Below are 23,670 nucleotides of genomic sequence, written 5' to 3' on the forward strand. Positions count from 1 at the left end.
TAAGGACGCAAAATGAACCAGGAACTGACAACCAACCCGTTCAACCCCGTCGCACCGCCCAAGACTTTTGATGAGATCAAGGTGTCTTTGGCATCGCCGGAACGCATTCTGTCTTGGTCCTATGGTGAGATCAAAAAGCCAGAAACCATCAATTACCGGACGTTCAAGCCAGAGCGTGACGGTCTGTTCTGCGCGCGTATTTTTGGGCCGATCAAGGACTATGAATGCCTCTGCGGTAAATATAAGCGGATGAAGTATCGCGGCGTTGTCTGCGAGAAATGCGGTGTGGAAGTCACGCTGCAGAAAGTCCGTCGCGAGCGGATGGGCCACATCGAATTGGCCTCACCCGTCGCACACATCTGGTTCCTCAAGTCGCTGCCCAGCCGCATCGGCCTCATGCTCGACATGACGCTGCGCGATCTGGAACGTATTCTCTATTTCGAGAATTATGTTGTGATCGAACCGGGTCTGACGGACCTGACTTACGGCCAACTGATGTCGGAAGAGGAATACAACGACGCGCAGGATGCTTATGGCGTCGATGCGTTCTCTGCCAATATTGGGGCAGAGGCGATCCGCGAAATGCTGGCCGCCATCGACCTTGAGGCGGAAGCCGATCAGTTGCGTGAAGATCTGGCCGAGGCCACGGGCGAACTGAAGCCCAAAAAGATCATCAAGCGTCTGAAATTGGTCGAAAACTTCCTTGAGTCTGGCAATCGTCCGGAATGGATGGTGCTGACCGTTGTTCCGGTTATTCCGCCAGAACTGCGCCCGTTGGTGCCGCTCGATGGGGGCCGTTTCGCGACGTCTGACCTCAACGATCTGTACCGCCGTGTGATCAACCGGAACAACCGCTTGAAGCGTCTGATCGAATTGCGCGCGCCGGACATCATTGTGCGGAACGAGAAGCGGATGCTGCAGGAATCTGTAGATGCTCTGTTCGATAACGGGCGTCGTGGCCGGACGATCACCGGGGCTAACAAGCGTCCGCTTAAGTCGCTTTCTGACATGCTGAAGGGCAAGCAGGGGCGTTTCCGCCAGAACCTTTTGGGGAAACGCGTCGACTTCTCTGGACGTTCGGTCATTGTGACCGGGCCAGAACTGAAGCTGCATCAATGCGGTCTGCCCAAGAAGATGGCTCTCGAATTGTTCAAGCCGTTCATCTACTCCCGGCTTGAAGCAAAAGGGCTGTCCTCAACGGTCAAGCAGGCGAAGAAACTGGTTGAAAAGGAACGTCCCGAGGTTTGGGATATTCTCGATGAGGTGATCCGGGAACATCCTGTGATGCTGAACCGCGCGCCGACATTGCACCGTCTTGGTATTCAGGCGTTTGAGCCGGTTCTGATCGAAGGTAAGGCAATCCAGCTTCATCCGCTGGTTTGCTCGGCCTTTAACGCTGACTTCGACGGCGATCAGATGGCTGTTCACGTACCGCTGTCTCTGGAAGCGCAACTTGAAGCGCGTGTCCTGATGATGTCGACCAACAATGTTCTGTCCCCTGCGAACGGTGCACCGATCATCGTGCCGTCACAGGACATGATCCTCGGTCTTTATTACATTACGCTTGAGCGTGAAGGTATGAAGGGCGAAGGCATGATCTTCTCGGATATCGAGGAGGTTCAGCACGCTCTGGACGCTGGCGAAGTGCATCTGCACGCCAAGATCCAAGCCCGCTTGCCGCAAATTGACGGCGAGGGCAATGAAGTCATGACCCGGTTCGAAACCACTCCGGGCCGTGTGCGTTTGGGCGCGCTTTTGCCACTGAATGCGAAGGCTCCGTTCAGTCTTGTGAACCGTCTGTTGCGGAAGAAAGAAGTGCAGCAGGTTATCGATACAGTCTATCGCTACTGCGGTCAGAAAGAGTCCGTCATCTTCTGTGATCAGATCATGACTATGGGCTTCCGTGAAGCGTTCAAGGCTGGCATCAGCTTCGGCAAGGACGACATGCTGATCCCGGACTCCAAGTGGACCATCGTTGACGAAACGCGCGGTCAGGTGAAAGAGTTTGAACAGCAGTACATGGATGGCCTGATCACTCAGGGCGAAAAGTACAACAAAGTGATCGATGCTTGGTCGAAGTGTAACGATCAGGTCACCGACGCGATGATGTCCTCGATCTCTTCAACCCAACGCGACGCGGATGGGTCTGAGGCCGAACCCAACTCTGTCTACATGATGGCGCACTCAGGTGCGCGTGGGTCCGTGACACAGATGAAGCAGCTCGGTGGGATGCGGGGTCTGATGGCCAAACCAAACGGCGAGATCATCGAGACGCCGATCATCTCGAACTTTAAGGAAGGTCTGACCGTTCTTGAGTACTTCAACTCGACACACGGTGCGCGGAAAGGTCTGTCAGACACTGCTTTGAAGACTGCGAACTCCGGGTATCTCACCCGTCGTCTTGTGGACGTTGCGCAGGATTGCATCGTGCGCATGCCGGATTGCGGAACCGACATCTCAATCACCGCGTCTGCGGCGATCAACGACGGTGAGGTTGTGGCTTCGATCGGCGAGCGTCTTCTGGGCCGAACTGCAGCTGAAGATGTGCTTGTCCCAGGCACGGATGAAGTTCTGGTGGCCGAGGGTGAGTTGATTGACGAGCGCAAGGCGGATGCCATTGATGCAGCCGACATCGCGACCGTTCGGATGCGTAGCCCGCTGACCTGTGAAGCCGAAGAAGGTGTATGTGCCAAGTGTTACGGTCGCGACCTTGCACGTGGTACACAGGTGAACGTAGGCGAGGCCGTCGGTATCATCGCGGCGCAGTCCATCGGTGAGCCGGGTACACAGCTGACGATGCGGACGTTCCACATCGGTGGTGTTGCTCAAGGTGGTCAGCAGTCGTTCCTTGAAGCCAGCCAAGAAGGTACGGTGTCTTTCACCAACACAAACCTGCTTGGCAATGAGGCGGGTGAGCAGGTCGTTATGGGCCGCAACATGTCTCTGGCTATCATCGACGAGAACGGTGTTGAGCGTGCCACGCACAAAATCGGCTATGGCTCTAAAATCCACGTCAAGGATGGCGCAAAGGTCAAACGCGGCGACAAGCTGTTCGAATGGGATCCCTACACCCTGCCGATCATCGCCGAAAAAGACGGTAAGGCCCGTTTCGTTGACTTGATCAGCGGCATTGCTGTGCGCGACGAGACTGATGATGCAACGGGTATGACCCAGAAGATCGTGGTCGACTGGCGTACTGCACCGCGTGGTAATGATCTTAAGCCCGAGATCATCATCGAAGGGGCAGATGGGGAACCTGTTCGTCTTGAGAACGGCAACCCGGCAACTTATCCGATGTCGGTTGATGCAATTCTGTCCATTGAAGATGGGCAGGATATCAAAGCCGGTGATGTTGTGGCACGGATCCCACGGGAAGGTGCCAAGACGAAGGACATCACCGGTGGTCTGCCGCGAGTGGCCGAACTCTTTGAGGCACGTCGTCCCAAAGACCACGCCATCATTGCGGAAATCGATGGTTATGTGCGGTTTGGCAAGGACTATAAGAACAAGCGTCGGATTGCGATTGAGCCTGCGGACGAGACCATGGAAAAGGTCGAGTATATGGTGCCGAAAGGTAAGCACATCCCGGTTGCCGAAGGTGATTTCGTCCAGAAGGGCGATTACATCATGGACGGTAACCCGGCACCCCATGACATTCTTTCCATCATGGGTGTCGAGGCGCTGGCAGATTACATGATCGACGAAGTCCAAGACGTCTATCGTTTGCAGGGCGTTAAGATCAACGACAAGCACATCGAAGTCATCGTACGCCAGATGCTGCAGAAGTGGGAAATTCAGTCCTCCGGGACGACCACACTTTTGAAGGGCGAACATGTCGACAAGGCAGAGTTCGACGCAGCGAATGAGAAGGCGGTCGCGAAGGGCGGCGAGCCCGCAACAGGCGAGCCGATCCTGCTGGGTATCACCAAGGCGTCGCTGCAGACCCGCAGCTTCATCTCGGCGGCCTCATTCCAGGAGACTACGCGCGTTCTGACGGAAGCGTCCACGCAAGGGAAGCGGGACAAGCTGATCGGTCTCAAAGAGAACGTCATCGTGGGTCGCCTCATCCCGGCCGGTACAGGTGGTGCGACGCAGAAAATGCGCCGGATCGCTCAGGATCGTGACAACGTCGTTATTGAAGCCCGTAAAGCCGAAGCGGAAGCAGCGCTTGCGCTGGCCGCACCGGACGAGGCCGCAATGTCCGATATCGCGGAGTCCGCGATGGATACTGCCGAGAGCCGCGACGAGTAGGTTCTGGCTTTGGACAAAACAAAAAGGCCCCGCAGAAAAGCGGGGCCTTTTTTTGGATCTGCATCGATAATAAAAAACGGTGGCTGCTGACAGCCACCGCTCTTAGCATTTCAGGTCGAAGCCAGTGTCACTGGTACGCCGTCAGCACATAGGCCACCCCTCAGGGCAGCTTTTCGACCACGCGATCTGCAAAAGCCGCTATCATTCCTTCATAGTACTCGGGGCTATCCGCCGTAATCTTTGAGATGTCGACGTTCTCGGGAAAAAACTGCTGCGCCTGAAGATAGCTGACCGTCAGTTGATATTCCTGATTTTTGCCGGCGTTGGGATAATCGTCAACTTCTACCATACCGACAAGAGTGGACTGTTCCAGATCAAGCACGGACTCAAAGGTATTGGCCAGAGAGACTTCATCTATGTCGATCTCAACTGTCGTGCCTTTGTCGGCGATGCGGTCCGTTATGCGCTGGATAATTGCTGTTTCAAGGTCGTCGGCAATGGACGTCCAGTACAGCGCTGCTTTCTCATTTTGGATGGCTTCAAGATCGACACTGACATCCACGCTCTCAATATCTGTGAGCGCGATTGCGGAGGTCCCCGCAAGCAACGTACCAGCGACAAGGCCTGTGGAAATGAAACTCTTGAGCATAACGCTTTCCTTTCTTTTAAAGCCCGCATTTCAAGCGGTCATCGTGGGGGAGAAACACCCACTCAAGCAGAAAGTTTCCAAGAAATTCGGCCTTCAAAGGGCAAGCAGATCCCTGAGAATGCCTAGAACACCCTGAAAACACAGCTCGAAATATACGAGCGGGGATAGCGTTCCATTTCGAATAACGTTACGTGACGCGAAGCTGGCCGAAAGCTGCCAGTTTATTCAAATGCGCGGTGCCTTATGCCGCCTAAGGATGGCGCCGCAATGTCTGCCCCGATGACCGATAATACGCGTGGTGCCCTCTATATGGCTGGGGCAATGACCGCATTCACGGTGAACGACGCCTGTATGAAGGCGCTGGCAGGCGAAGTGCCTCTGTTTCAGGTTATTTTTCTACGCGGCGTCCTGACAACACTGCTAATCGGCGGATTTCTCCTGCTGCGCAGCCCCGCTCTGTTGAGATTGCCAAAGCAGGAACTGCGGATTGTTCTGCTGAGATCAGGGGCCGAGGCCTTCGCAGCCGTGTTCTTTTTCGCGGCGCTTTTCAACATGCCCATCGCCAATGTCAGCGCCATCCTTCAGGTGTTGCCGCTGACAGTAACATTCGCGGCCTGGATGTTCCTATCTGAGCAAATTGGCTGGCGCAGGTTCGCGGCAATTCTCGCGGGTTTTGTCGGGGTGCTCATCATCGTGCGACCCGATGCTGATGGCTTTTCGATCCATGCCGGATACGCGCTTCTTGCCGTTTTGGGCGCGACGGTGCGTGATGTGCTGACCCGCAAGCTCAATCCGCAGACGTCTTCGTTGGCCGTCACGCTCTTCACGTCGGGTGGCGTCACCCTGATGGCGGGGATGGCGAGCCTTTTCGTACCATGGGTGCCGCTGACGGCGAGTTCAGCAGGTCTGATCGGGGTCGCATCTTTCATTATTCTGGCGGCTTACCTTCTAATCGTTCTCGCCATGCGAAAGGGGGAGCTTAGCTTTGTCGCACCTTTCCGCTACACCAGCCTCTTGGTTGCGATCATAATCGGAATGGTCGTATTCGACGAGTTTCCAGACCTGATCACCTACGCCGGGGCAGTTGTCGTCGTGGGCAGCGGACTTTATACATTGCATCGGGAACGATGGGCCAAGGCCGCCCGAACGCTACGGCCCCGGTGATTGGCGTCTGGAATAGCGAACGCAGTCTTTACAGACTGTTGACACCCCCCGCGACTCCTTCTATTACGCGCCCACTCAGCAGGGGGCAGCCGCTCTGAGACTCAAAATTGAAGTGGTCACGATCCGGATCTGAAGATCCCGATCCTCTGGAATTCCACCGCGTCGGATCGCTACGAGATCCGGGTGCGGTATTTGTGTTTTGCGGACGCGCGAAATGCGAGAAATGAAACGGGGACGCGCGCCCCAGATGATGTTGCAACGAAGGGGAAAGTCCTCAATGCCGACGATCCAACAGCTGATCCGCAAGCCGCGTCAGCCGAAAATTAAACGCTCCAAGTCGATGCACTTGCAGGAATGCCCGCAGAAGCGCGGCGTTTGCACACGCGTCTACACCACGACACCGAAGAAGCCGAACTCGGCGATGCGGAAAGTGGCCAAGGTTCGCCTCACCAACGGGTTCGAGGTGATCAGCTACATTCCCGGTGAAAGCCACAACCTCCAAGAGCACTCCGTTGTTCTGATCCGTGGCGGCCGCGTGAAAGACCTTCCCGGTGTGCGGTATCACATTCTTCGCGGTGTTCTGGATACTCAGGGCGTCAAAGACCGTAAGCAACGCCGTTCGAAGTACGGCGCGAAGCGTCCGAAGTAAGAGGAAGATTAGATGTCCCGTCGTCACGCCGCAGAAAAACGCGAAGTCCTGCCAGACGCCAAATTTGGCGACCGCGTTCTGACTAAATTCATGAACAACCTGATGATCGACGGCAAGAAGTCTGCCGCCGAGCGTATTGTCTACAACGCCTTTGATCGTGTTGAGACCAAGTTGAAGAAAGCCCCCGTGGAAGTGTTCCACGAGGCGCTCGACCTGATCAAGCCATCTGTCGAGGTTCGCTCTCGCCGGGTTGGCGGCGCGACCTATCAGGTGCCCGTCGAAGTGCGTCCCGAACGCCGTGAAGCGCTCGCGATCCGCTGGTTGATCAAAGCCGCGCGCGCCCGCAACGAAAATACAATGGAAGAGCGTCTGGCTGGCGAATTGATGGACGCCGTGAACTCCCGCGGTGCCGCCGTCAAGAAACGCGAAGACACTCACAAGATGGCCGACGCGAACAAAGCGTTCAGCCACTACCGCTGGTAAGCTAGAGGAAAGAGCAGACCCATGGCACGCGACTATCCACTCGACCGCTACCGCAATTTCGGCATTATGGCGCACATCGATGCGGGCAAGACGACTTGCTCCGAGCGCATCCTGTATTACACAGGTAAGTCCCACAACATTGGTGAGGTGCATGACGGCGCCGCAACGATGGACTGGATGGAGCAGGAACAAGAGCGCGGCATCACAATCACTTCCGCTGCGACGACGACGTTCTGGGAGCGGACCGAAGACGGCTCCACTGCGGACACGCCAAAGCACCGCATGAACATCATCGACACGCCCGGTCACGTTGACTTTACCATTGAAGTTGAGCGCTCGCTGGCGGTTCTCGATGGCGCTGTTGCTGTTCTGGATGCAAACGCAGGCGTCGAGCCGCAGACAGAAACGGTTTGGCGTCAGGCCGACCGCTACAAAGTTCCGCGGATTGTTTTCGTGAACAAAATGGACAAGATCGGCGCGGACTTCTTCAACTGCGTCGAGATGATTCAGGACCGCACTGGTGCGACCCCTGCGCCTGTTCAGATCCCGATCGGGGCGGAGACAGAGCTTGAAGGCATCATCGACCTGATCACTATGGAAGAGTGGGTTTGGGCCGGCGAAGATCTCGGTGCATCTTGGGAAAAACGTCCGATCCGTGACAGCCTGAAAGCGCAAGCTGACGAATGGCGCGGCAAGCTGATTGAGAACGCTGTCGAAATGGACGACGACGCGATGGAAGCCTATCTCGAAGGCGAAGAGCCCGATGTGGCAACCCTGCGGAACTTGATCCGTCAAGGAACGCTGTCCATGACCTTCGTTCCAGTTCTCTGTGGCTCTGCGTTCAAGAACAAAGGTGTTCAACCTTTGCTGAACGCCGTGATCGACTTCCTGCCCAGCCCGCTGGATGTGGTTGATTACATGGGCTTCAAACCCGGTGACGAAACAGAAACTCGTGACATCCCGCGTCGTGCAGATGACGACATGGCATTCTCTGGTCTTGCATTCAAAATCATGAACGACCCTTTCGTTGGTTCTTTGACCTTCACGCGGATTTACTCTGGCACGCTGAACAAAGGCGGCTCGATGCTGAACTCCACGAAGGGCAAGAAAGAACGCGTCGGTCGTATGATGATGATGCACTCCAATAACCGTGAAGAGATCGAAGAAGCATTTGCCGGCGATATTATCGCTTTGGCGGGTCTGAAAGACACGACAACCGGTGACACATTGTGTGACGAAAAGGATCCTGTCGTTCTCGAAACGATGACCTTCCCCGATCCGGTGATCGAGATTGCTGTTGAGCCAAAGACAAAAGCCGACCAAGAGAAAATGTCTCAGGGTCTAGGCCGTCTCGCTGCAGAAGACCCATCCTTCCGCGTCGAAACCGACATCGAGTCCGGTCAGACGATCATGAAGGGTATGGGCGAACTTCACCTCGATATCTTGGTCGACCGTCTGAAGCGCGAGTTCAAGGTTGAAGCCAATATTGGTGCGCCTCAAGTTGCATACCGTGAAACCATCGGCCACGAGGTCGAGCACACATACACCCACAAGAAACAGTCGGGTGGATCTGGTCAATTCGCCGAGGTTAAGATGATCATCTCGCCGACAGAGCCCGGTGAGGGATATTCCTTCGAGTCCCGTATCGTTGGTGGTGCGGTTCCTAAGGAATACATTCCTGGCGTGGAAAAAGGGATTAACTCGGTCATGGACAGCGGTCCGCTGGCTGGCTTCCCGGTGATCGACTTCAAGGTTGCCCTGATCGACGGTAAGTTCCACGATGTGGACTCCTCGGTTCTCGCGTTCGAGATCGCCGCACGGATGTGCATGCGAGAAGGAATGCGCAAAGCTGGTGCGAAACTGCTTGAGCCGATCATGAAAGTCGAAGTTGTGACGCCTGAAGAGTACACAGGTGGCATCATCGGCGATCTGACCTCCCGTCGTGGGCAGGTTCAGGGTCAGGACACACGCGGCAACGCGATTGCCATCGACGCATTCGTTCCGCTGGCAAACATGTTTGGCTACATCAATACGTTGCGTTCCATGTCTTCTGGCCGTGCGAACTTCACGATGCAGTTTGACCATTACGAGCCCGTTCCGAACAACATCTCGGACGAGATTCAGGCGAAATACGCGTAAGCGACCGAAACCCGGGTGGACGCATAGTCCACCCCCCGAAATTCAAAGGAGGCCACCATGGCTAAGGAAAAGTTTGAACGTACGAAACCGCATGTGAACATTGGCACGATTGGTCACGTTGACCATGGCAAGACGACGTTGACGGCTGCGATTACGAAGTATTTTGGCGACTTCAAAGCGTATGATCAGATTGACGGCGCGCCGGAAGAGAAAGCGCGCGGGATCACAATCTCGACGGCGCACGTGGAATACGAGACCGACACGCGTCACTATGCGCATGTCGATTGCCCCGGCCACGCCGACTACGTGAAGAACATGATCACCGGTGCGGCGCAGATGGACGGCGCGATCCTGGTTGTGAACGCGGCTGACGGCCCGATGCCCCAGACCCGTGAGCACATCCTTCTGGGTCGCCAGGTTGGCATCCCCTACATGGTCGTCTTCATGAACAAAGTGGACCAGGTTGACGACGAAGAGCTGCTTGAGCTGGTCGAGATGGAAATCCGCGAGCTTCTGAGCTCCTACGAGTACCCCGGCGACGACATTCCGATCATCGCGGGCTCCGCTCTGGCGGCGATGGAAGGCAACAAGCCCGAGATCGGCGAAGAGAAGATCCGGGAGCTGATGGCGGCGGTTGACGAATACATCCCGACGCCTGCACGCGCCGTGGACCAGCCGTTCCTGATGCCGGTCGAGGACGTGTTCTCGATCTCCGGCCGCGGGACAGTTGTGACCGGTCGTGTCGAGCGCGGCGTGATCAACGTGGGCGACGAGATCGAGATCGTGGGCATCCGCGACACCAAGAAGACGACTTGCACGGGCGTTGAAATGTTCCGTAAGCTTCTGGATCGTGGGGAAGCCGGCGACAACATCGGTGCGCTTCTGCGCGGCATTGATCGGGAAGGCGTGGAGCGCGGCCAGGTGCTGTGCAAGCCAGGTTCCGTGAAGCCCCACTCCAAGTTCGAGGCCGAGGCCTATATCCTCACCAAGGACGAGGGTGGCCGTCACACGCCGTTCTTCGCCAACTACCGCCCGCAGTTCTACTTCCGGACCACGGATGTGACAGGTACGGTTCAGCTGGCCGAAGGCACCGAGATGGTGATGCCGGGCGACAACGTGTCGTTCAAGGTGGAACTGATCGCCCCGATCGCGATGGAACAAGGCCTCCGCTTCGCCATCCGCGAAGGCGGACGCACCGTCGGAGCAGGCGTCGTCTCAGGCATCATTGAGTAAGCAAAAGACCTACGGGTTCGACGAGGGGTGCCGGTGATCGGCGCTCCTCCTATCAACTCCAACGCCGCGAAAGGCTGAAATCATGGCAATCCAAAGCCAAAACATTCGCATCCGGCTGAAGGCCTTCGATTACCGCGTTCTGGATGCCAGCACGCAGGAAATCGTAAACACCGCAAAGCGCACTGGCGCTGATGTGCGTGGCCCAATCCCGCTGCCAAACAAGATTGAGAAATTCACCGTTCTGCGTGGACCTCACATCGATAAAAAATCCCGCGATCAGTTCGAGATCCGGACGCATAAGCGTCTCTTGGACATCATCGACCCGACACCCCAAACTGTGGACGCGCTGATGAAGCTCGACCTGGCGGCTGGTGTTGATGTCGAGATCAAGGTTTAAGGAGGGTAACCAGATATGTTGCGCTCTGGTGTAATTGCGAAAAAGGTTGGGATGACCCGCCTTTTCATGGAGGACGGAAAGCAGATTCCTGTGACCGTTCTTCAACTCGATAAGCTTGAGGTCGTTGCAAACCGCACGACCGACAAAGATGGCTATTCTGCTGTTCAACTTGGTGCCGGGACGGCGAAAGCGAAACGTACATCCAAAGCGATGCGCGGTCATTTTGCAGCAGCCAAGGTCGAGCCGAAGCGGAAGATCGCGGAATTCCGCGTGGCCCCTGAGAACCTCATTGAGGTCGGTGAAGAGATCACCGCAAACCATTATTTCGAGGGTCAGTTCGTTGATGTCAGCGGCACATCCATCGGTAAAGGTTTTGCCGGCGCGATGAAGCGGCACAATTTTGGCGGTTTGCGCGCGACACACGGTGTTTCGATCAGCCACCGGTCGCACGGCTCAACAGGTCAGTGTCAGGATCCGGGTAAGGTCTTTAAAGGCAAGAAGATGGCCGGTCACATGGGTGCCGCCCGTGTTACGACGCAAAACCTGCAAGTGGTCAAAACTGACGCCGATCGTGGTTTGATCATGATCAAAGGCGCGGTTCCCGGCTCAAAAGGTGGATGGGTCACGATCAAGGATGCGGTCAAGAAACCAACGCCTGAGAACGTGATCTACCCCGCTGCACTGGCGTCTGCGGCCCGTGAGGCTGCGCGTCTGGCTGAAGAAGCGGCAGCTGCAGCAGCTGCTGAAGCGGAAGAGGCAGAGCGTCTGGCAGCCGAACAAGCGGCAGCCGAGCAGGAAGCTGCATTGAAAGAAGCAGAGGCGTCCATCGAGGCTGACAAGTCTGATGGCGACGACGCGACAGATGCAGCCCCAGAAGGAGGCGATAAAGATGAAAGCTGATGCCATCAAACTGGACGGCAAGAAAGCCGGCTCGGTCGAGCTGGACGACGCCATCTTCGGGCTTGAGCCTCGCGCCGACATCCTGCACCGGGTGGTTCGCTGGCAGCGCAACAATGCGCAGCAAGGAACACACAAGGTCAAAACACGCTCCGAGGTCAGCTATTCGACCAAGAAGATCTATCGTCAGAAGGGGACAGGTGGCGCACGTCACGGTGCCCGCTCTGCGCCGATCTTCCGGGGTGGTGGTGTCTATAAAGGCCCGGTTCCCCGCAGCCATGGCCATGATCTACCAAAGAAAGTGCGTAAGCTGGGTCTGATGCACGCGTTGTCCGCCAAGGCGACAGCGGGTGAATTGGTCATCATAGACAGCATCGAGATGAAGGACGTGAAAACCTCCGCTCTGGCCAAGCAGGTCAAAGAGCTTGGGTGGAAACGCGCCCTCGTGATTGATGGTGCGACAGTTGACGAAGGCTTCGCCAAAGCGGCCCGCAACATTGAAGGTCTGGATATCCTGCCGTCGATGGGCGCAAACGTATATGACATCCTGAAGCGTGACACTCTCGTGATCACAAAGGCAGGGGTCGAAGCACTGGAGGCTCGCCTGAAATGAGCGCTAAGGCTGAACACTACGACGTGATCCGCAAGCCGATCATCACTGAGAAAGCGACCATGGCCTCCGAGGCCAATGCCGTTGTATTTGAAGTGGCAATCGACGCGAACAAACCACAAATCAAAGAGGCGGTTGAAACGCTCTTTGGGGTGAAGGTCAAAGCGGTCAACACGACGATCACCAAAGGCAAAACCAAGCGTTTTCGCGGGCAACCGGGCAAGCGCAAGGACATCAAGAAGGCTTACGTGACGCTCGAGGACGGTAATACTATCGACGTCTCCACGGGCCTCTGATACACCGCATCGAATCTTCGGCCCCCCATGCGGGGGCCGCAGTTATTTAAACCCCGGTTTAGACGCCGGAAAGCAAACGGAAGACAGAAAGCATGGCACTCAAGTCGTATAAGCCGACGACGCCAGGCCAGCGTGGGCTGGTTCTGATCGACCGTTCGGAGCTTTGGAAAGGTCGCCCGGTCAAGGCCCTCACAGAGGGTTTGACCAAGAATGGCGGTCGGAACAACACCGGACGGATCACGATGCGTCGCAAAGGCGGTGGGGCGAAACGCCTGTACCGCGTGGTCGATTTCAAGCGCAGTAAGATGGACGTATCCGCGACCGTCGAGCGTATCGAATACGACCCGAACCGGACCGCATTCATTGCATTGATCCGCTATGATGATGGCGAACAGGCCTATATTCTTGCGCCACAGCGTCTTGGCGTTGGCGACAAGATCATCGCGGCTGAAAAAGCTGACGTGAAACCGGGCAACGCGATGCCGTTTCAGGGCCTGCCTATCGGGACGATCGTTCACAATATTGAGCTGAAGCCAGGCAAAGGCGGTCAGATCGCACGCGCCGCTGGCACATACGCCCAGTTTGTCGGTCGGGATGGGGGCTACGCCCAGATCCGCCTGAGCTCTGGCGAGCTTCGTCTGGTCCGTCAGGAATGTATGTGCACCGTTGGTGCCGTATCCAATCCTGATAATTCGAACCAGAACTTCGGTAAAGCGGGCCGCAATCGCCACAAGGGTATTCGTCCGTCTGTCCGTGGTGTTGTCATGAACCCGGTCGATCACCCCCATGGTGGTGGTGAAGGTCGCACGTCTGGTGGTCGTCACCCGGTTTCGCCATGGGGCAAACCCACCAAAGGCGCGCGTACCCGTAACAAAAACAAAGCGTCCTCGAAGCTCATTCTGCGCTCGCGTCACGCCAAGAAGAAGGGCCGGTAATCATGTCGCGTTCTGTCTGGAAAGGTCCTTTCGTCGACGCCTATGTGTTGAAGAAAGCCGAGAAATCGAAAGAGGGTGGCCGTAACGAGGTCATCAAAATCTGGTCCCGTCGCTCGACAATCCTGCCCCAGTTTGTGGGTCTGACGTTCGGTGTTTACAACGGTCAGAAACATATCCCCGTCAACGTTTCCGAAGATATGATCGGTCAGAAATTTGGGGAATATTCGCCAACCCGGACCTATTACGGTCACGCGGCGGACAAGAAAGCGAAGAGGAAGTAAGTCATGGGCAAGGAAAAGAATCCCCGCCGCGTGGCAGACAATGAAGCCATGGCTAAAGTGCGCATGCTTCGAACTTCTCCGCAGAAACTCAATCTCGTGGCGCAGCTGATCCGCGGTAAGAAGGTCGATAAGGCGCTGGCTGATCTGACCTTCTCGAAAAAGCGGATTTCTGATGATGTGAAGAAATGTCTTCAGTCGGCAATCGCGAACGCAGAGAACAATCACAATCTGGATGTTGACGAACTGGTCGTCGCCGAAGCCTATGTGGGCAAAAACCTGACTATGAAGCGCGGTCGTCCGCGGGCCCGTGGTCGGTTCGGCAAGATCGTTAAGCCATTTTCCGAGCTTACAATAAAAGTTCGTCAAGTTGAGGAGCAAGCCTAATGGGTCAGAAGGTTAATCCAATTGGCATGCGCCTTCAGGTCAACCGGACCTGGGACAGCCGCTGGTATGCAGACAGCAAAGACTTCGGTGATCTTCTTCTTGAAGACGTCGCAATCCGCGATTTCATCAACAAGGAATGTAAACAGGCTGGCATCAGCCGTGTGATCATTGAACGTCCACACAAGAAGTGCCGCGTGACAATTCACACGGCGCGTCCAGGTGTGATCATCGGCAAAAAAGGCGCTGACATCGAAACGCTTCGCAAGAAGGTCGCCAATCTGACCGACAGCGAACTGCACTTGAACATTGTCGAAGTTCGTAAGCCGGAACTTGACGCTCAATTGGTGTCAGAAAGCATTGCACAGCAGTTGGAACGCCGTGTGTCCTTCCGCCGTGCCATGAAGCGTTCCGTTCAAAACGCAATGCGGATGGGCGCACTTGGCATTCGTGTGAACGTTGCGGGTCGTCTTGGCGGTGCGGAAATCGCGCGTACAGAGTGGTACCGTGAAGGTCGTGTGCCGCTGCACACTTTGCGCGCTGACATCGACTATGCACATTCCGAAGCCATGACGCCTTACGGCATCATCGGTATCAAAGTCTGGATCTTCAAAGGCGAGATCATGGAACATGATCCGTCTGCGCGGGATCGTAAGGCGCAAGAACTCCAAGACGGACCGGCCCCACGTGGCGCCGGCGGCCGGCGGTAAGGGAGAGATAAGATGCTGCAACCAAAGCGCACTAAATTCCGCAAGATGCACAAAGGCCGGATCAAGGGTCAGGCGAAGGGCGGGTCTGACCTGAACTTCGGCACCTATGGTCTGAAAGCTGTCGAGCCGGAGCGCATCACCGCGCGCCAGATCGAAGCAGCTCGTCGTGCCATGACGCGTCACATGAAACGTCAGGGCCGCGTCTGGATCCGTATTTTCCCGGACACGCCTGTCACCTCCAAACCCGTCGAAGTTCGAATGGGTAAGGGTAAAGGCTCCGTCGACTTCTGGGCATGTAAAGTGAAGCCAGGCCGCGTGATGTTCGAGATCGATGGCGTAAACGACGCCATCGCCCGCGAAGCCTTGCGCCTTGCTGCTATGAAGCTGCCGGTGAAAACCCGTACGGTGGTCCGCGAAGACTGGTAAAAGCCTAAGGTTTCACGTGTGGGTTTGATCTTCAAACCCAGATCGCTAGAAACCTTATGTTATCTCAAATTAGTCGCCCTCGCCCATTGGCGGGGGCGTTTCTGTAAGGGCTGTGAGCAGAAGACCGATCTTTGCAGAGTTGATGGTTGTTTAGGTTCTGCGCTCTCGAAATCGAAGGCGCGAAACGGCGCCGTAGCTACGCATGGTCGCTGACGGTGACTGGACGCCAAATGCCAAGAAACGACCATCAGTAAGCTTGCAGTCTTTTCACAGACCACCTTAGTCGGCTGTCCAATGTGGCTCGCCGCTATCATGCCGGATTCGATGCCGACCGAGCGCCCGCTTTCTCTCTTCAAGAATTATTACTTTCCGTTCAGCAGCGATGCCTAATGTCCAGTCAGATTTCTCGCATATTTAGCCTCGATGCCGGACATGTCAGCCCCAGCGATAATTAAAACTGACGCTGATCCGCTCATCTTCGGCCATGTTCATTGGGACTTCGTGGCGTAGCCAGCTCTCCCAGAGCAAGACATCACCTACATCGGGGGCGACGTAGAAGAAGCTTTTCAACTCGTCGCGGGCGTCGGTGCTGCGTCCGGGGGATGCCATCATCATTGCAAGCCTGGGGTCCTCGAACTTTATCGCGCTGGTGCCCGCTGGCATCGTCACGTAAGTCGTGCCGCTTATCACGCTGTGGGGGTGAATATGCGCCGTGTGAATGCCGCCTTCCGGTAGAATGTTGATCCACAAGGAATCGAGCATAACCTTCTTGTCGCCGAGATCGAACGACAGGTCGCGGGCAAAGACTGCCACGTGGGCATCCAAGACTTTCACCAGATCTGCAAAAATCGGAAAACGCCACGGCAGGTCATCCAATGATGCATAGCTTGTGTAGCCGGGAAATTCATTGGCTTCACACCAGTCCTGACCCGCCGCGTCATCCTCTGCAATCGTAAGGCACGAGGCTTCCAGTTCACTGGGGTCAACGGGTTTGCCGTGCTCGGACAACTTCGCGCGGTAAAGGCGCGTTGCGAAAAGAGAGAGAATATCAGTCATAGCGCGTCATACCCCAGCACAGCGGAAGACAACAACGCACTATCTGCGGATAGCTCGTGGTTGAGCCTTAAGACCGCAAATACCGCGCCGGATGAAGCGGCTATACAATCCCCCCACCAGCACCGCTCACTTTCGGACGCTTTGCCGATACCTCTGCGCGGTACCCGGACGCTCGAAAGGCTTCGATAGGATTGATGGCGCCACCTGCTTCATACCGGGCCATCGCGAGGATTGCTTCAACATCTGTCCTAAACCCCGCTTTGAGCGTGGCCGTCGCCATCAGCGCATCGTTCGCGTCCTGATGACCAGCAAGGGCAGTCCTGTCGACCAGAAGGGCCTGAGCATAGGCGCGTTGTACTTCGGTGGCCGAGATCATAAGGCTTTCGATCGGATCCGTAACATTATGGCTTTGGTCCAGCATATGCATCGGAGCGAAATTCGGATCCCGCTCCGCCTCAACCAATTCATTGAACACCAGAAACAAGCGGTACGGAGAAATACTGCCTGTATCCAGATCGTCGTCGCCGTATTTGCTGTCGTTGAAATGAAAACCGCCGAGCTTGCCGAACTGGTTCAGGCGGGCCACGATCATCTCGATATTTACGTTGGGTGCATGGTGACCGAGATCGACAAGGCACTTCGCCTTATCCCCCAACTGCTGCGCGATCAGCAGGTTCGTTCCCCAATCCTGAACGACAGTCGAATAGAAGGCCGGTTCGTACATCTTGTGCTCAGTCAGGAGCGTCCAGTCCTCAGGGAGGGCATTATAGACTTGGCCTGCAGCGTCCAAATATCTCTCGAACTGGCGGGTGAAGTTGCTTTGTCCCGGAAAATTGGACCCGTCCCCGACCCAGATCGTAAGGGCGCGTGACCCGATTTTCGCGCCCAGTTCAATACAGGCAATGTTGTGCTCGATTGCCTGTGCGCGGGTTGCTGCATTCGTGTGCGAAAGAGAGCCAAATTTGTAGCTGTGCCTCTGGTTCGGCTGGTCTTGGAACGTGTTGGAGTTCATGGCGTCAAAGGTCAGCCCGACTTCCTCGGCTTTTGCGATCAGGTCTGCTGCTGGCGCGTCGTCCCACGGTATATGCAAAGAAACAGATGGTGTGGCCTGAGTCAGCTGCTGGATGACGCCGCAGTCATCAAGCTTATCGAATATGTCGCGCGGCTCCCCCTCGCCGGGGAACCGCGCGAAGCGTGTGCCCCCGGTTCCAACGCCCCAACTGGGAACGGCGACCCCGTACGTCGCAGTCTTCGCTTTAATCCGTTCGATGTTGATGCCGCGCCGGTCTAAATGCTCCCCCAATGCGTTGTAGTCGGCCCGCAAGGCATCAACTGCGGTTTCATTTGCTTGAGCGATGGTGTTTTCATGGATCACGGGACAGCCCTCTTACCGCGTAAACGCCTGAACGTTGCCCGCGTCTACATTAATGATGTTACCCGTCGATTTTGCTGACTTGTCCGAGGCGAGGAAATACGCAGCCTCCGCAATATCTTCGGGCAACACGGATCGTTTGAGCAGAGACCGCTCGCGGTACATCTGCTCTAGCCCCTCCTTATCAGTGCCATAGGTGCCCGCGCGTTGATCCAGCCAGTCCCCTTGCCAGATTCTTGATCCCTTAAGCACCGCGTCCGGGTTCACGACATTGACGCGGATGCCCTCTGTAGCGCCCTCCAGGGCCAAGCAGCGCGCAAGATGAATTTCGGACGCTTTCGCCGTACAGTATGCGGACGCATTTGGCGATGCAGCCAAACCGTTCTTCGAGGCCACAAAGACGACAGCGCCACCCATATTCTGCACGTTCATGATCTTGAAGGTCTCACGACTAACTAGGAAATATCCCGTCGAAAGGATCGCCATGTTCTCATTCCACATGTCCAAGCTGGTGTCTTGGACAGGTGCAGAACTGGCTATTCCTGCGTTTGAGACAAGGATATCCACGCCACCAAATTCGACTGATGCGGCGGTCAGGGCACCGATCACGGCACTTTCATCGGTAACATCCATGTTCACGGTACGAACGACATCTGCGCTGAAGCGTTTGCTCAGGCCGGAGGCTGTCTCTGCCAGAGCGTTGTCGTCGATATCGGCCAAAAGAACGCAGGCCCCCTCGCTCAAATATCGCGCGGCCGTTGCTGAGCCGATGCCGCCCGCGCCACCCGTGATCAGGGCCACCCGTCCGGCCATTGATTTTGGCGCTGGCATCCGCTGCAACTTTGCCTCTTCCAGAAGCCAGTATTCGATGTCGAAAGCCTCTTGTTCGGGCAGGCCTTGGTATTCTGAGACTGCATCAGCTTCCCGCATTACATTTATCGCGTTGATGTAGAACTCGGCAGAAATCCGTGCCGTGGCCTTGTCCTTCGCAAAGGTGATCATGCCAACGCCCGGTATCAGATATACAACGGCGTTCGGGTCGCGGACTGCCGGGCTGTTGTCGCGTTTGCAGCGATCATAATAGGCCTGATACTCTGCGCGATATTCGGCGACTGATGTTGTAAGGCTCTTCAGCGTGCTCTCCAGATCCGGATTTGCCGGATTGTAGTCTACCACAAGCGGTCGAATTTTTGTGCGGAGAAAGTGATCGGGGCAGGACGTTCCTAAAGCAGCCAAGCGGGCCATGTCCTTTGCGTTCACAAATTCCAAAACTGTATCGCTGTCGTCGAAATGGCCGACCATGTGTTGGTGGCCCGACACCATGCCCCGAAGCGTTGGCATGATCTTGGCGGCGACTGCGCGCCGTTGATTGATTGGAAGACCTTCATATATCGCCCCGCCGAACGCGTCTCTATCGGCGGTCTGTTCGGTAAACCAGTCCATCGCTTTCTGGATGATATCTAGGGTCAAGGTGTAGCAAGCCTCCGCATCATCGTCCCATGTGAACAACCCATGGCTTTCCAGAACCACGCCTTTGGCATTCGGGTTCTTTTCGCAGAAGTCTGATAGCCAAAGCCCAAGCTCATAGCCTGGCCTCTTCCAAGGGAGCCAGCCGATGGTATCGCCAAAAACCTGTCGGGTCAGGCTTTTACTGTCTTTAGCCGCGGCGATTGCGATGATTGCGTCGGGATGCATATGGTCTACGTGCTTCCGAGGAACATAGGCGTGGAGCGGCGTGTCGATGGACGCGGCGCGCGGGTTTAGGTCAAACGTGCAATGGGGAAGATAGCCGACCATCTCGTCCTCATGCTCGGGACCACGGTAGAGATCTCGCAAGGCGTTCAGTTTATCCATGTAGAGCGTCGCGAAGCCATCCATCCGAATGGAGCCAACATCGCCACCGGATCCCTTAACCCATAGGACTTCGACGTTGCCGCCAGTTAGCGGATCCGTCTCCATAACCTTGGCTGACGTATTCCCGCCGCCGTAATTTGTGATTCTTTTGTCTGATCCCAAGAGGTTGGAGCGATAGAGCAGCTTTTCCGGCTCACTCATCTCCGACGCATGTGAGCGATTCCATTTGTTTTCAAGGCGATTTGCGGGATTTTCAGCGCTCATCTTTGTCTCCACGGACGGCAGAAATGTGATCTGATTGCCGCCACGCTGACGATATCATTGCTTTAAGTCAATCAAGTTTGATCATATATGATCGAAAATTCATGAAAATGATCGATTATGATAATTAATGATTGACAGATCACGGAACCTTCCCCCACGCTGATCAACAGAAAAAAGGGAGTCGTTGATGCATGAGAAGGATCGCCACCGGGTTATTTTGTCCGCTGTTCAGGATAGATCCTTGGTGACGGTCATGGATCTCTGTGCGCTCACTGGCGCATCCGAGGCGACGGTGCGCCGTGATATCAACACGCTGGATGAGCAGCAGAAACTGCGCCGTGTGCGCGGAGGGGCCGAAGCCCTAACGACCACGCCATTTGTGGGGCTGGCAGGCAGGCCGTTTTCCTACAACCAGACCCAAAATATAGCGGAGAAGCAGGCTATAGCCGCTGCCGCGGTTGAGCTCTGCAAGGATGGCGAGCCTATTATTATCAACGGTGGTACGACGACATTTCAGATGGTGCACCCGCTCGCCTCGCGTCAGATGCAAGTGTTTACCAACTCGTTCCCCATCGCCGAGCATCTGCTGAAAAACACGCGAAACACTGTGCTGCTTTCTGGTGGGGTCATCTATCGTGAGCAAAACATCATTCTCTCGCCGTTCAACAACGACGTGACGCGCAACTTCTACGCGAAACGGATGTTCATGGGCGCGCAGGGAATTGGCCCGCTCGGTCTCATGGAGCAAGACCCACTTTTGGTTCAGGCTGAGCAAAAGTTGATTGGTCAGGCTGAAGAGCTGATCGTCTTGGTAGACAGTTCAAAATTCGCGAACCGGTCAAGTCTGATCCTGTGCCCGCTGAATCGGATCGACACAATTATTACGGATGATCGCATCGATGACCGGACCGCGGCCATGCTCGAGACGGCGGACATCACGCTCATCGTCGTGCCAGCCGGCGCGGCCAAGAAAGGAGGGGCGGTGTCTTGATGCCACCCTAATACAAACCACTCCAGGGAGGAAACCATGAGTGTACTTAAGAAAGTGATGGCGTCCGCAGCTTTAGCGGCCACGATGGCCAGCGCGCCCGCTATCGCCCAAGATGATGTGCGGATCGCACTTGTCGTCAAAGCGTTGGGTATCGGGTTCTTTGAGGCCGCGGCAAAGGGCGCGGAGGAAGCCGCCGAAGAGCTTGGTAATGTCGAGATCATCTACACCGGGCCGACCGATACAACTGCAGAAGGGCAGATCGAGGTGATCAATGCGCTGATTGCGCAGAACGTTGATGCGATTGCGATTTCTGCCAATGACACGGACGCCTTGGTGCCTGCGCTTAAGAAGGCGATGAACCGCGGGATCACGGTGATAAGTTGGGATTCCGGTGTCGCCGCTGAAGGACGTCAGCTTCACCTCAACCCTTCCTCGAACGCATTGATCGGAAACATGATCATCAAGCTGGCTGCGGACCATTTGCCCGACGGCGGTGACGTGGCGGTGCTGTCAGCGACAACGACATCCACAAACCAGAACATCTGGATTGAAGAGATGACCAAGGTCATGGGCGAATATCCGGGGATCAATGTCGTCACAACAGTCTACGGTGATGATCTGGCAGACAAATCCTACCGTGAGGCAACTGGATTGATGCAGTCTTACCCCGACCTTGACGCGATCATTGCGCCGACATCGGTGGGCATCGTGGCGGCAGCGCAGGCGGTGGTCGATGCTGGCAAAGTAGGCGAGGTCAATGTGACCGGCTTGGGGCTGCCGTCCGAAATGGCAGGCGCAATCGAATCCGGCGCATCTCAGTCCTTTGCGATCTGGAACCCGATCGACCTCGGCTATTCCGCCACGATGCTGGCCTACCAGCTTGCGGCCAATGATGTTGTTGCGGAGCCTGGCGCAGACATTCCGATGGGACGCATGGGGACTCTGACGCTGGACGAGAACACAGAAGGTGCGATGGCAGATCCATTCGTCTACGACGCGAGCAATATCGAAGAGTTCAAATCGATCTTCTGATCTTCTCTGGATGAGGCTGGTTTGCGAACAACAGCCGGGCTCATCCCCACCATTGCGCCAAAATTGAGGCCTGCGATGACCGAGCCACTCACGCCCGTCGTGTCAATGGATGCGATCACCAAGATCTTTCCAGGTGTCAAAGCTTTAGATGCGGTTCATCTCAAGCTTTATGCGGGGCAGGTCACAGCCCTTGTTGGGGAAAACGGGGCCGGGAAATCAACAACAGTGAAGGTCCTGACCGGCATCTACCGGCCGGATGAAGGCACCGTTCGCATAGACGGCACCCCGGTCACCTTCACCGACCCCAACGCGGCCTCGGACAACGGTATCACGGCGATCCATCAGGAAACCGTGCTGTTCGATGAATTGTCCGTCGCGGAAAACATATTCATTGGCCATGCCCCGCGCACGAGATTTGGTTTGATTGACCGGCACGCAATGTACGAAGCGGCAGCACGGCTTCTTAGAAGTATCGGCGCAAATTTCGACCCTAGAACCAGACTTCGACATCTTGGCATTGCAAACAAGCACCTTGTCGCGATAGCGCGGGCTCTGTCCGTCGACGCACGCGTTGTGATCATGGATGAGCCGACCGCGGCCTTGTCTCACAAAGAAATCGAGGAGCTTTACGAGTTGATCGAAAACCTCAAATCACAGGGCAAGGCGATCCTTTTTATCAGTCACAAGTTCGACGAGATTTTCCGCATTGCGGATCGCTACACTGTCTTTCGCGATGGGGCGTTCATCGACGAGGGGCTCATCGACGACATTGATCGCGACGGACTTGTGAAACTCATGGTCGGTCGCGCCGTGGATCACATCTTCCCGACACGCGAGATGACCGCGACCGAAGACGTGCTGCAGGTTGTCGGTTATGCGCATCCCACCGAGTTTGCAGATATCGGATTTACGCTAAAGCGGGGCGAAATTCTCGGCTTCTATGGCTTGGTTGGGGCAGGGCGCTCTGAGTTTATGCAATCGCTCTTCGGAATTACCAAGCCGTCCAAAGGTGTGTGCAAGATCAAGGGCAAAATTCGGGTGATCCGGTCCCCTGCAGACGCGATCTCGAATGGAATTGTTTACGTTCCAGAGGATCGTGGGAAACAAGGCGCGGTGATCGGCTTGCCAATCTTTCAAAACATCACTCTGCCCTCGTTAGGACGCACATCTCGATCTGGCTTTCTGCGAATGGTCGAGGAGTTCGCGTTGGCGCGCGAATACGCGGAACGGCTCGACCTGCGCGCGGCCTCTCTTGATCAGGACGTGGGCCAATTGTCTGGCGGTAATCAGCAAAAGGTCGTCATCGCGAAGTGGCTCGCGACGCAACCTCAGGTGATCATTCTTGATGAGCCGACTAAGGGCATCGACATAGGATCAAAGGCGGCGGTTCACGAATTTATGGCGGAACTTGCAGCACAGGGGCTGTCGGTGATTATGGTCAGCTCTGAAATCCCCGAAGTGATTGGCATGTCCGACCGTGTGATCATTATGCGCGATGGTCGGATCGTGGCCGAAGTCGCAGGCGACGAGATGCAGCCGGATGTATTAGTACGTCACGCTGCGGGCATCGGCGAAATGTCTCAGCTGGAAGACGCATAGA

Annotated in this window: 22 protein-coding genes; 18 read left to right on the top strand and 4 right to left on the bottom strand. The window is 55.9% G+C overall.

Annotation, left to right across the window (positions count from 1 at the left end):
* The first annotated feature begins 12 nt into the window (after positions 1–12).
* Positions 13–4,251 (top strand): DNA-directed RNA polymerase subunit beta', encoded by a 4,239-nt coding sequence (gene rpoC / locus KIN_RS17460; protein WP_159809474.1) that lies wholly within the window; start codon positions 13–15, stop codon positions 4,249–4,251.
* Positions 4,252–4,411: 160 nt separating this feature from the next.
* Here rpoC and KIN_RS17465 read toward each other — a convergent pair whose 3' ends face one another.
* Complete coding sequence (locus tag KIN_RS17465; protein ID WP_159809476.1) at positions 4,412–4,900, bottom strand: hypothetical protein; 489 nt, start codon at positions 4,898–4,900, stop codon at positions 4,412–4,414.
* 267 nt (positions 4,901–5,167) lie between these two features.
* Between KIN_RS17465 and KIN_RS17470 the strand changes: the two genes are divergently transcribed.
* The 14 genes from KIN_RS17470 (at position 5,168) to rplP (ending at position 15,501) form a co-directional block, all read left to right on the top strand.
* A complete protein-coding gene (locus tag KIN_RS17470; protein WP_243144965.1) occupies positions 5,168–6,064 on the top strand; it encodes a DMT family transporter in 897 nt (298 codons plus the stop codon).
* A 277-nt stretch (positions 6,065–6,341) separates the two neighbouring features.
* Positions 6,342–6,713 (top strand): 30S ribosomal protein S12, encoded by a 372-nt coding sequence (gene rpsL / locus KIN_RS17475; RefSeq protein ID WP_011570072.1) that lies wholly within the window; start codon positions 6,342–6,344, stop codon positions 6,711–6,713.
* Positions 6,714–6,725: 12 nt separating this feature from the next.
* Positions 6,726–7,196: a 30S ribosomal protein S7 gene (rpsG, locus tag KIN_RS17480; protein ID WP_159809477.1), complete on the top strand. Its 471-nt coding sequence runs from the start codon at positions 6,726–6,728 to the stop codon at positions 7,194–7,196.
* A 21-nt stretch (positions 7,197–7,217) separates the two neighbouring features.
* Entirely contained in the window at positions 7,218–9,335 is a 2,118-nt protein-coding gene (gene fusA / locus KIN_RS17485) for an elongation factor G (protein WP_159809478.1), read from the top strand.
* 57 nt (positions 9,336–9,392) lie between these two features.
* A complete protein-coding gene (gene tuf / locus KIN_RS17490) occupies positions 9,393–10,568 on the top strand; it encodes an elongation factor Tu (RefSeq protein ID WP_159809453.1) in 1,176 nt (391 codons plus the stop codon).
* 88 nt (positions 10,569–10,656) lie between these two features.
* On the top strand, positions 10,657–10,965 hold the full coding sequence (rpsJ, locus tag KIN_RS17495; protein ID WP_159809620.1) for a 30S ribosomal protein S10: 309 nt from the start codon (positions 10,657–10,659) through the stop codon (positions 10,963–10,965).
* Positions 10,966–10,980: 15 nt separating this feature from the next.
* Positions 10,981–11,865 (top strand): 50S ribosomal protein L3, encoded by an 885-nt coding sequence (gene rplC / locus KIN_RS17500; RefSeq protein WP_159809479.1) that lies wholly within the window; start codon positions 10,981–10,983, stop codon positions 11,863–11,865.
* Entirely contained in the window at positions 11,855–12,475 is a 621-nt protein-coding gene (rplD, locus tag KIN_RS17505; RefSeq protein WP_159809480.1) for a 50S ribosomal protein L4, read from the top strand. Before rplC ends, rplD begins: the two co-directional genes overlap by 11 nt.
* Positions 12,472–12,768 (top strand): 50S ribosomal protein L23, encoded by a 297-nt coding sequence (locus KIN_RS17510; protein ID WP_159809481.1) that lies wholly within the window; start codon positions 12,472–12,474, stop codon positions 12,766–12,768. The genes rplD and KIN_RS17510 overlap by 4 nt, the downstream gene beginning before the upstream one ends.
* A gap of 92 nt (positions 12,769–12,860) precedes the next feature.
* Positions 12,861–13,703, top strand: coding sequence for a 50S ribosomal protein L2 (rplB, locus tag KIN_RS17515; protein ID WP_159809482.1), 843 nt, complete (start codon positions 12,861–12,863; stop codon positions 13,701–13,703).
* Between the two features lie 2 nt (positions 13,704–13,705).
* Entirely contained in the window at positions 13,706–13,984 is a 279-nt protein-coding gene (rpsS, locus tag KIN_RS17520) for a 30S ribosomal protein S19 (RefSeq protein WP_159809483.1), read from the top strand.
* Positions 13,985–13,987: 3 nt separating this feature from the next.
* The gene (rplV, locus tag KIN_RS17525) at positions 13,988–14,368 is read left to right on the top strand and encodes a 50S ribosomal protein L22 (protein ID WP_159809484.1); all 381 of its coding nucleotides are present in this window, start codon (positions 13,988–13,990) and stop codon (positions 14,366–14,368) included.
* Positions 14,368–15,075: a 30S ribosomal protein S3 gene (rpsC, locus tag KIN_RS17530; RefSeq protein WP_159809485.1), complete on the top strand. Its 708-nt coding sequence runs from the start codon at positions 14,368–14,370 to the stop codon at positions 15,073–15,075. The genes rplV and rpsC overlap by 1 nt, the downstream gene beginning before the upstream one ends.
* 12 nt (positions 15,076–15,087) lie before the next feature.
* Entirely contained in the window at positions 15,088–15,501 is a 414-nt protein-coding gene (gene rplP, locus KIN_RS17535) for a 50S ribosomal protein L16 (protein WP_159809486.1), read from the top strand.
* Positions 15,502–15,936: 435 nt separating this feature from the next.
* Here rplP and KIN_RS17540 read toward each other — a convergent pair whose 3' ends face one another.
* The 3 genes from KIN_RS17540 to KIN_RS17550 all read right to left on the bottom strand — a co-directional run bounded on the left by KIN_RS17540 (position 15,937) and on the right by KIN_RS17550 (position 20,047).
* Entirely contained in the window at positions 15,937–16,557 is a 621-nt protein-coding gene (locus KIN_RS17540; RefSeq protein WP_159809487.1) for a TIGR02466 family protein, read from the bottom strand.
* A gap of 100 nt (positions 16,558–16,657) precedes the next feature.
* Positions 16,658–17,932: an L-rhamnose catabolism isomerase gene (rhaI, locus tag KIN_RS17545; RefSeq protein WP_159809488.1), complete on the bottom strand. Its 1,275-nt coding sequence runs from the start codon at positions 17,930–17,932 to the stop codon at positions 16,658–16,660.
* Between the two features lie 12 nt (positions 17,933–17,944).
* Complete coding sequence (locus KIN_RS17550) at positions 17,945–20,047, bottom strand: bifunctional rhamnulose-1-phosphate aldolase/short-chain dehydrogenase (RefSeq protein ID WP_159809489.1); 2,103 nt, start codon at positions 20,045–20,047, stop codon at positions 17,945–17,947.
* Between the two features lie 187 nt (positions 20,048–20,234).
* On the opposite strand from KIN_RS17550, the gene KIN_RS17555 reads away from it, so the two are divergent.
* The 3 genes from KIN_RS17555 to KIN_RS17565 all read left to right on the top strand — a co-directional run bounded on the left by KIN_RS17555 (position 20,235) and on the right by KIN_RS17565 (position 23,669).
* Positions 20,235–21,038 carry a DeoR/GlpR family DNA-binding transcription regulator gene (locus tag KIN_RS17555; RefSeq protein WP_159809490.1) on the top strand — a complete coding sequence of 268 codons (804 nt, stop codon included), beginning with the start codon at positions 20,235–20,237 and terminating at the stop codon, positions 21,036–21,038.
* 36 nt (positions 21,039–21,074) lie between these two features.
* On the top strand, positions 21,075–22,070 hold the full coding sequence (rhaS, locus tag KIN_RS17560; RefSeq protein WP_159809491.1) for a rhamnose ABC transporter substrate-binding protein: 996 nt from the start codon (positions 21,075–21,077) through the stop codon (positions 22,068–22,070).
* A gap of 75 nt (positions 22,071–22,145) precedes the next feature.
* Positions 22,146–23,669, top strand: coding sequence for a sugar ABC transporter ATP-binding protein (locus KIN_RS17565; RefSeq protein ID WP_159809492.1), 1,524 nt, complete (start codon positions 22,146–22,148; stop codon positions 23,667–23,669).
* Position 23,670: the final 1 nt, after the last annotated feature.

Origin of the sequence: Litoreibacter roseus (genome assembly GCF_009811795.1) — a bacterium.
Lineage (GTDB): Bacteria > Pseudomonadota > Alphaproteobacteria > Rhodobacterales > Rhodobacteraceae > Litoreibacter > Litoreibacter roseus.

What these genes read in the sequence shown, in the direction of transcription:
- fusA (WP_159809478.1), top strand. Translation starts at nt 7,218, where the DNA reads ATGGCACGCGACTATCCACTCGACCGCTACCGCAATTTCGGCATTATG.
- KIN_RS17550 (WP_159809489.1), bottom strand. Translation starts at nt 20,047, where the DNA reads ATGAGCGCTGAAAATCCCGCAAATCGCCTTGAAAACAAATGGAATCGC.
- rpsG (WP_159809477.1), top strand. Translation starts at nt 6,726, where the DNA reads ATGTCCCGTCGTCACGCCGCAGAAAAACGCGAAGTCCTGCCAGACGCC.
- rpsS (WP_159809483.1), top strand. Translation starts at nt 13,706, where the DNA reads ATGTCGCGTTCTGTCTGGAAAGGTCCTTTCGTCGACGCCTATGTGTTG.
- rplP (WP_159809486.1), top strand. Translation starts at nt 15,088, where the DNA reads ATGCTGCAACCAAAGCGCACTAAATTCCGCAAGATGCACAAAGGCCGG.
- rpoC (WP_159809474.1), top strand. Translation starts at nt 13, where the DNA reads ATGAACCAGGAACTGACAACCAACCCGTTCAACCCCGTCGCACCGCCC.
- KIN_RS17565 (WP_159809492.1), top strand. Translation starts at nt 22,146, where the DNA reads ATGACCGAGCCACTCACGCCCGTCGTGTCAATGGATGCGATCACCAAG.
- rplB (WP_159809482.1), top strand. Translation starts at nt 12,861, where the DNA reads ATGGCACTCAAGTCGTATAAGCCGACGACGCCAGGCCAGCGTGGGCTG.
- rplC (WP_159809479.1), top strand. Translation starts at nt 10,981, where the DNA reads ATGTTGCGCTCTGGTGTAATTGCGAAAAAGGTTGGGATGACCCGCCTT.
- tuf (WP_159809453.1), top strand. Translation starts at nt 9,393, where the DNA reads ATGGCTAAGGAAAAGTTTGAACGTACGAAACCGCATGTGAACATTGGC.
- rplD (WP_159809480.1), top strand. Translation starts at nt 11,855, where the DNA reads ATGAAAGCTGATGCCATCAAACTGGACGGCAAGAAAGCCGGCTCGGTC.
- KIN_RS17470 (WP_243144965.1), top strand. Translation starts at nt 5,168, where the DNA reads ATGTCTGCCCCGATGACCGATAATACGCGTGGTGCCCTCTATATGGCT.
- rhaS (WP_159809491.1), top strand. Translation starts at nt 21,075, where the DNA reads ATGAGTGTACTTAAGAAAGTGATGGCGTCCGCAGCTTTAGCGGCCACG.
- KIN_RS17510 (WP_159809481.1), top strand. Translation starts at nt 12,472, where the DNA reads ATGAGCGCTAAGGCTGAACACTACGACGTGATCCGCAAGCCGATCATC.
- KIN_RS17465 (WP_159809476.1), bottom strand. Translation starts at nt 4,900, where the DNA reads ATGCTCAAGAGTTTCATTTCCACAGGCCTTGTCGCTGGTACGTTGCTT.
- KIN_RS17540 (WP_159809487.1), bottom strand. Translation starts at nt 16,557, where the DNA reads ATGACTGATATTCTCTCTCTTTTCGCAACGCGCCTTTACCGCGCGAAG.
- rplV (WP_159809484.1), top strand. Translation starts at nt 13,988, where the DNA reads ATGGGCAAGGAAAAGAATCCCCGCCGCGTGGCAGACAATGAAGCCATG.
- KIN_RS17555 (WP_159809490.1), top strand. Translation starts at nt 20,235, where the DNA reads ATGCATGAGAAGGATCGCCACCGGGTTATTTTGTCCGCTGTTCAGGAT.
- rpsL (WP_011570072.1), top strand. Translation starts at nt 6,342, where the DNA reads ATGCCGACGATCCAACAGCTGATCCGCAAGCCGCGTCAGCCGAAAATT.
- rpsC (WP_159809485.1), top strand. Translation starts at nt 14,368, where the DNA reads ATGGGTCAGAAGGTTAATCCAATTGGCATGCGCCTTCAGGTCAACCGG.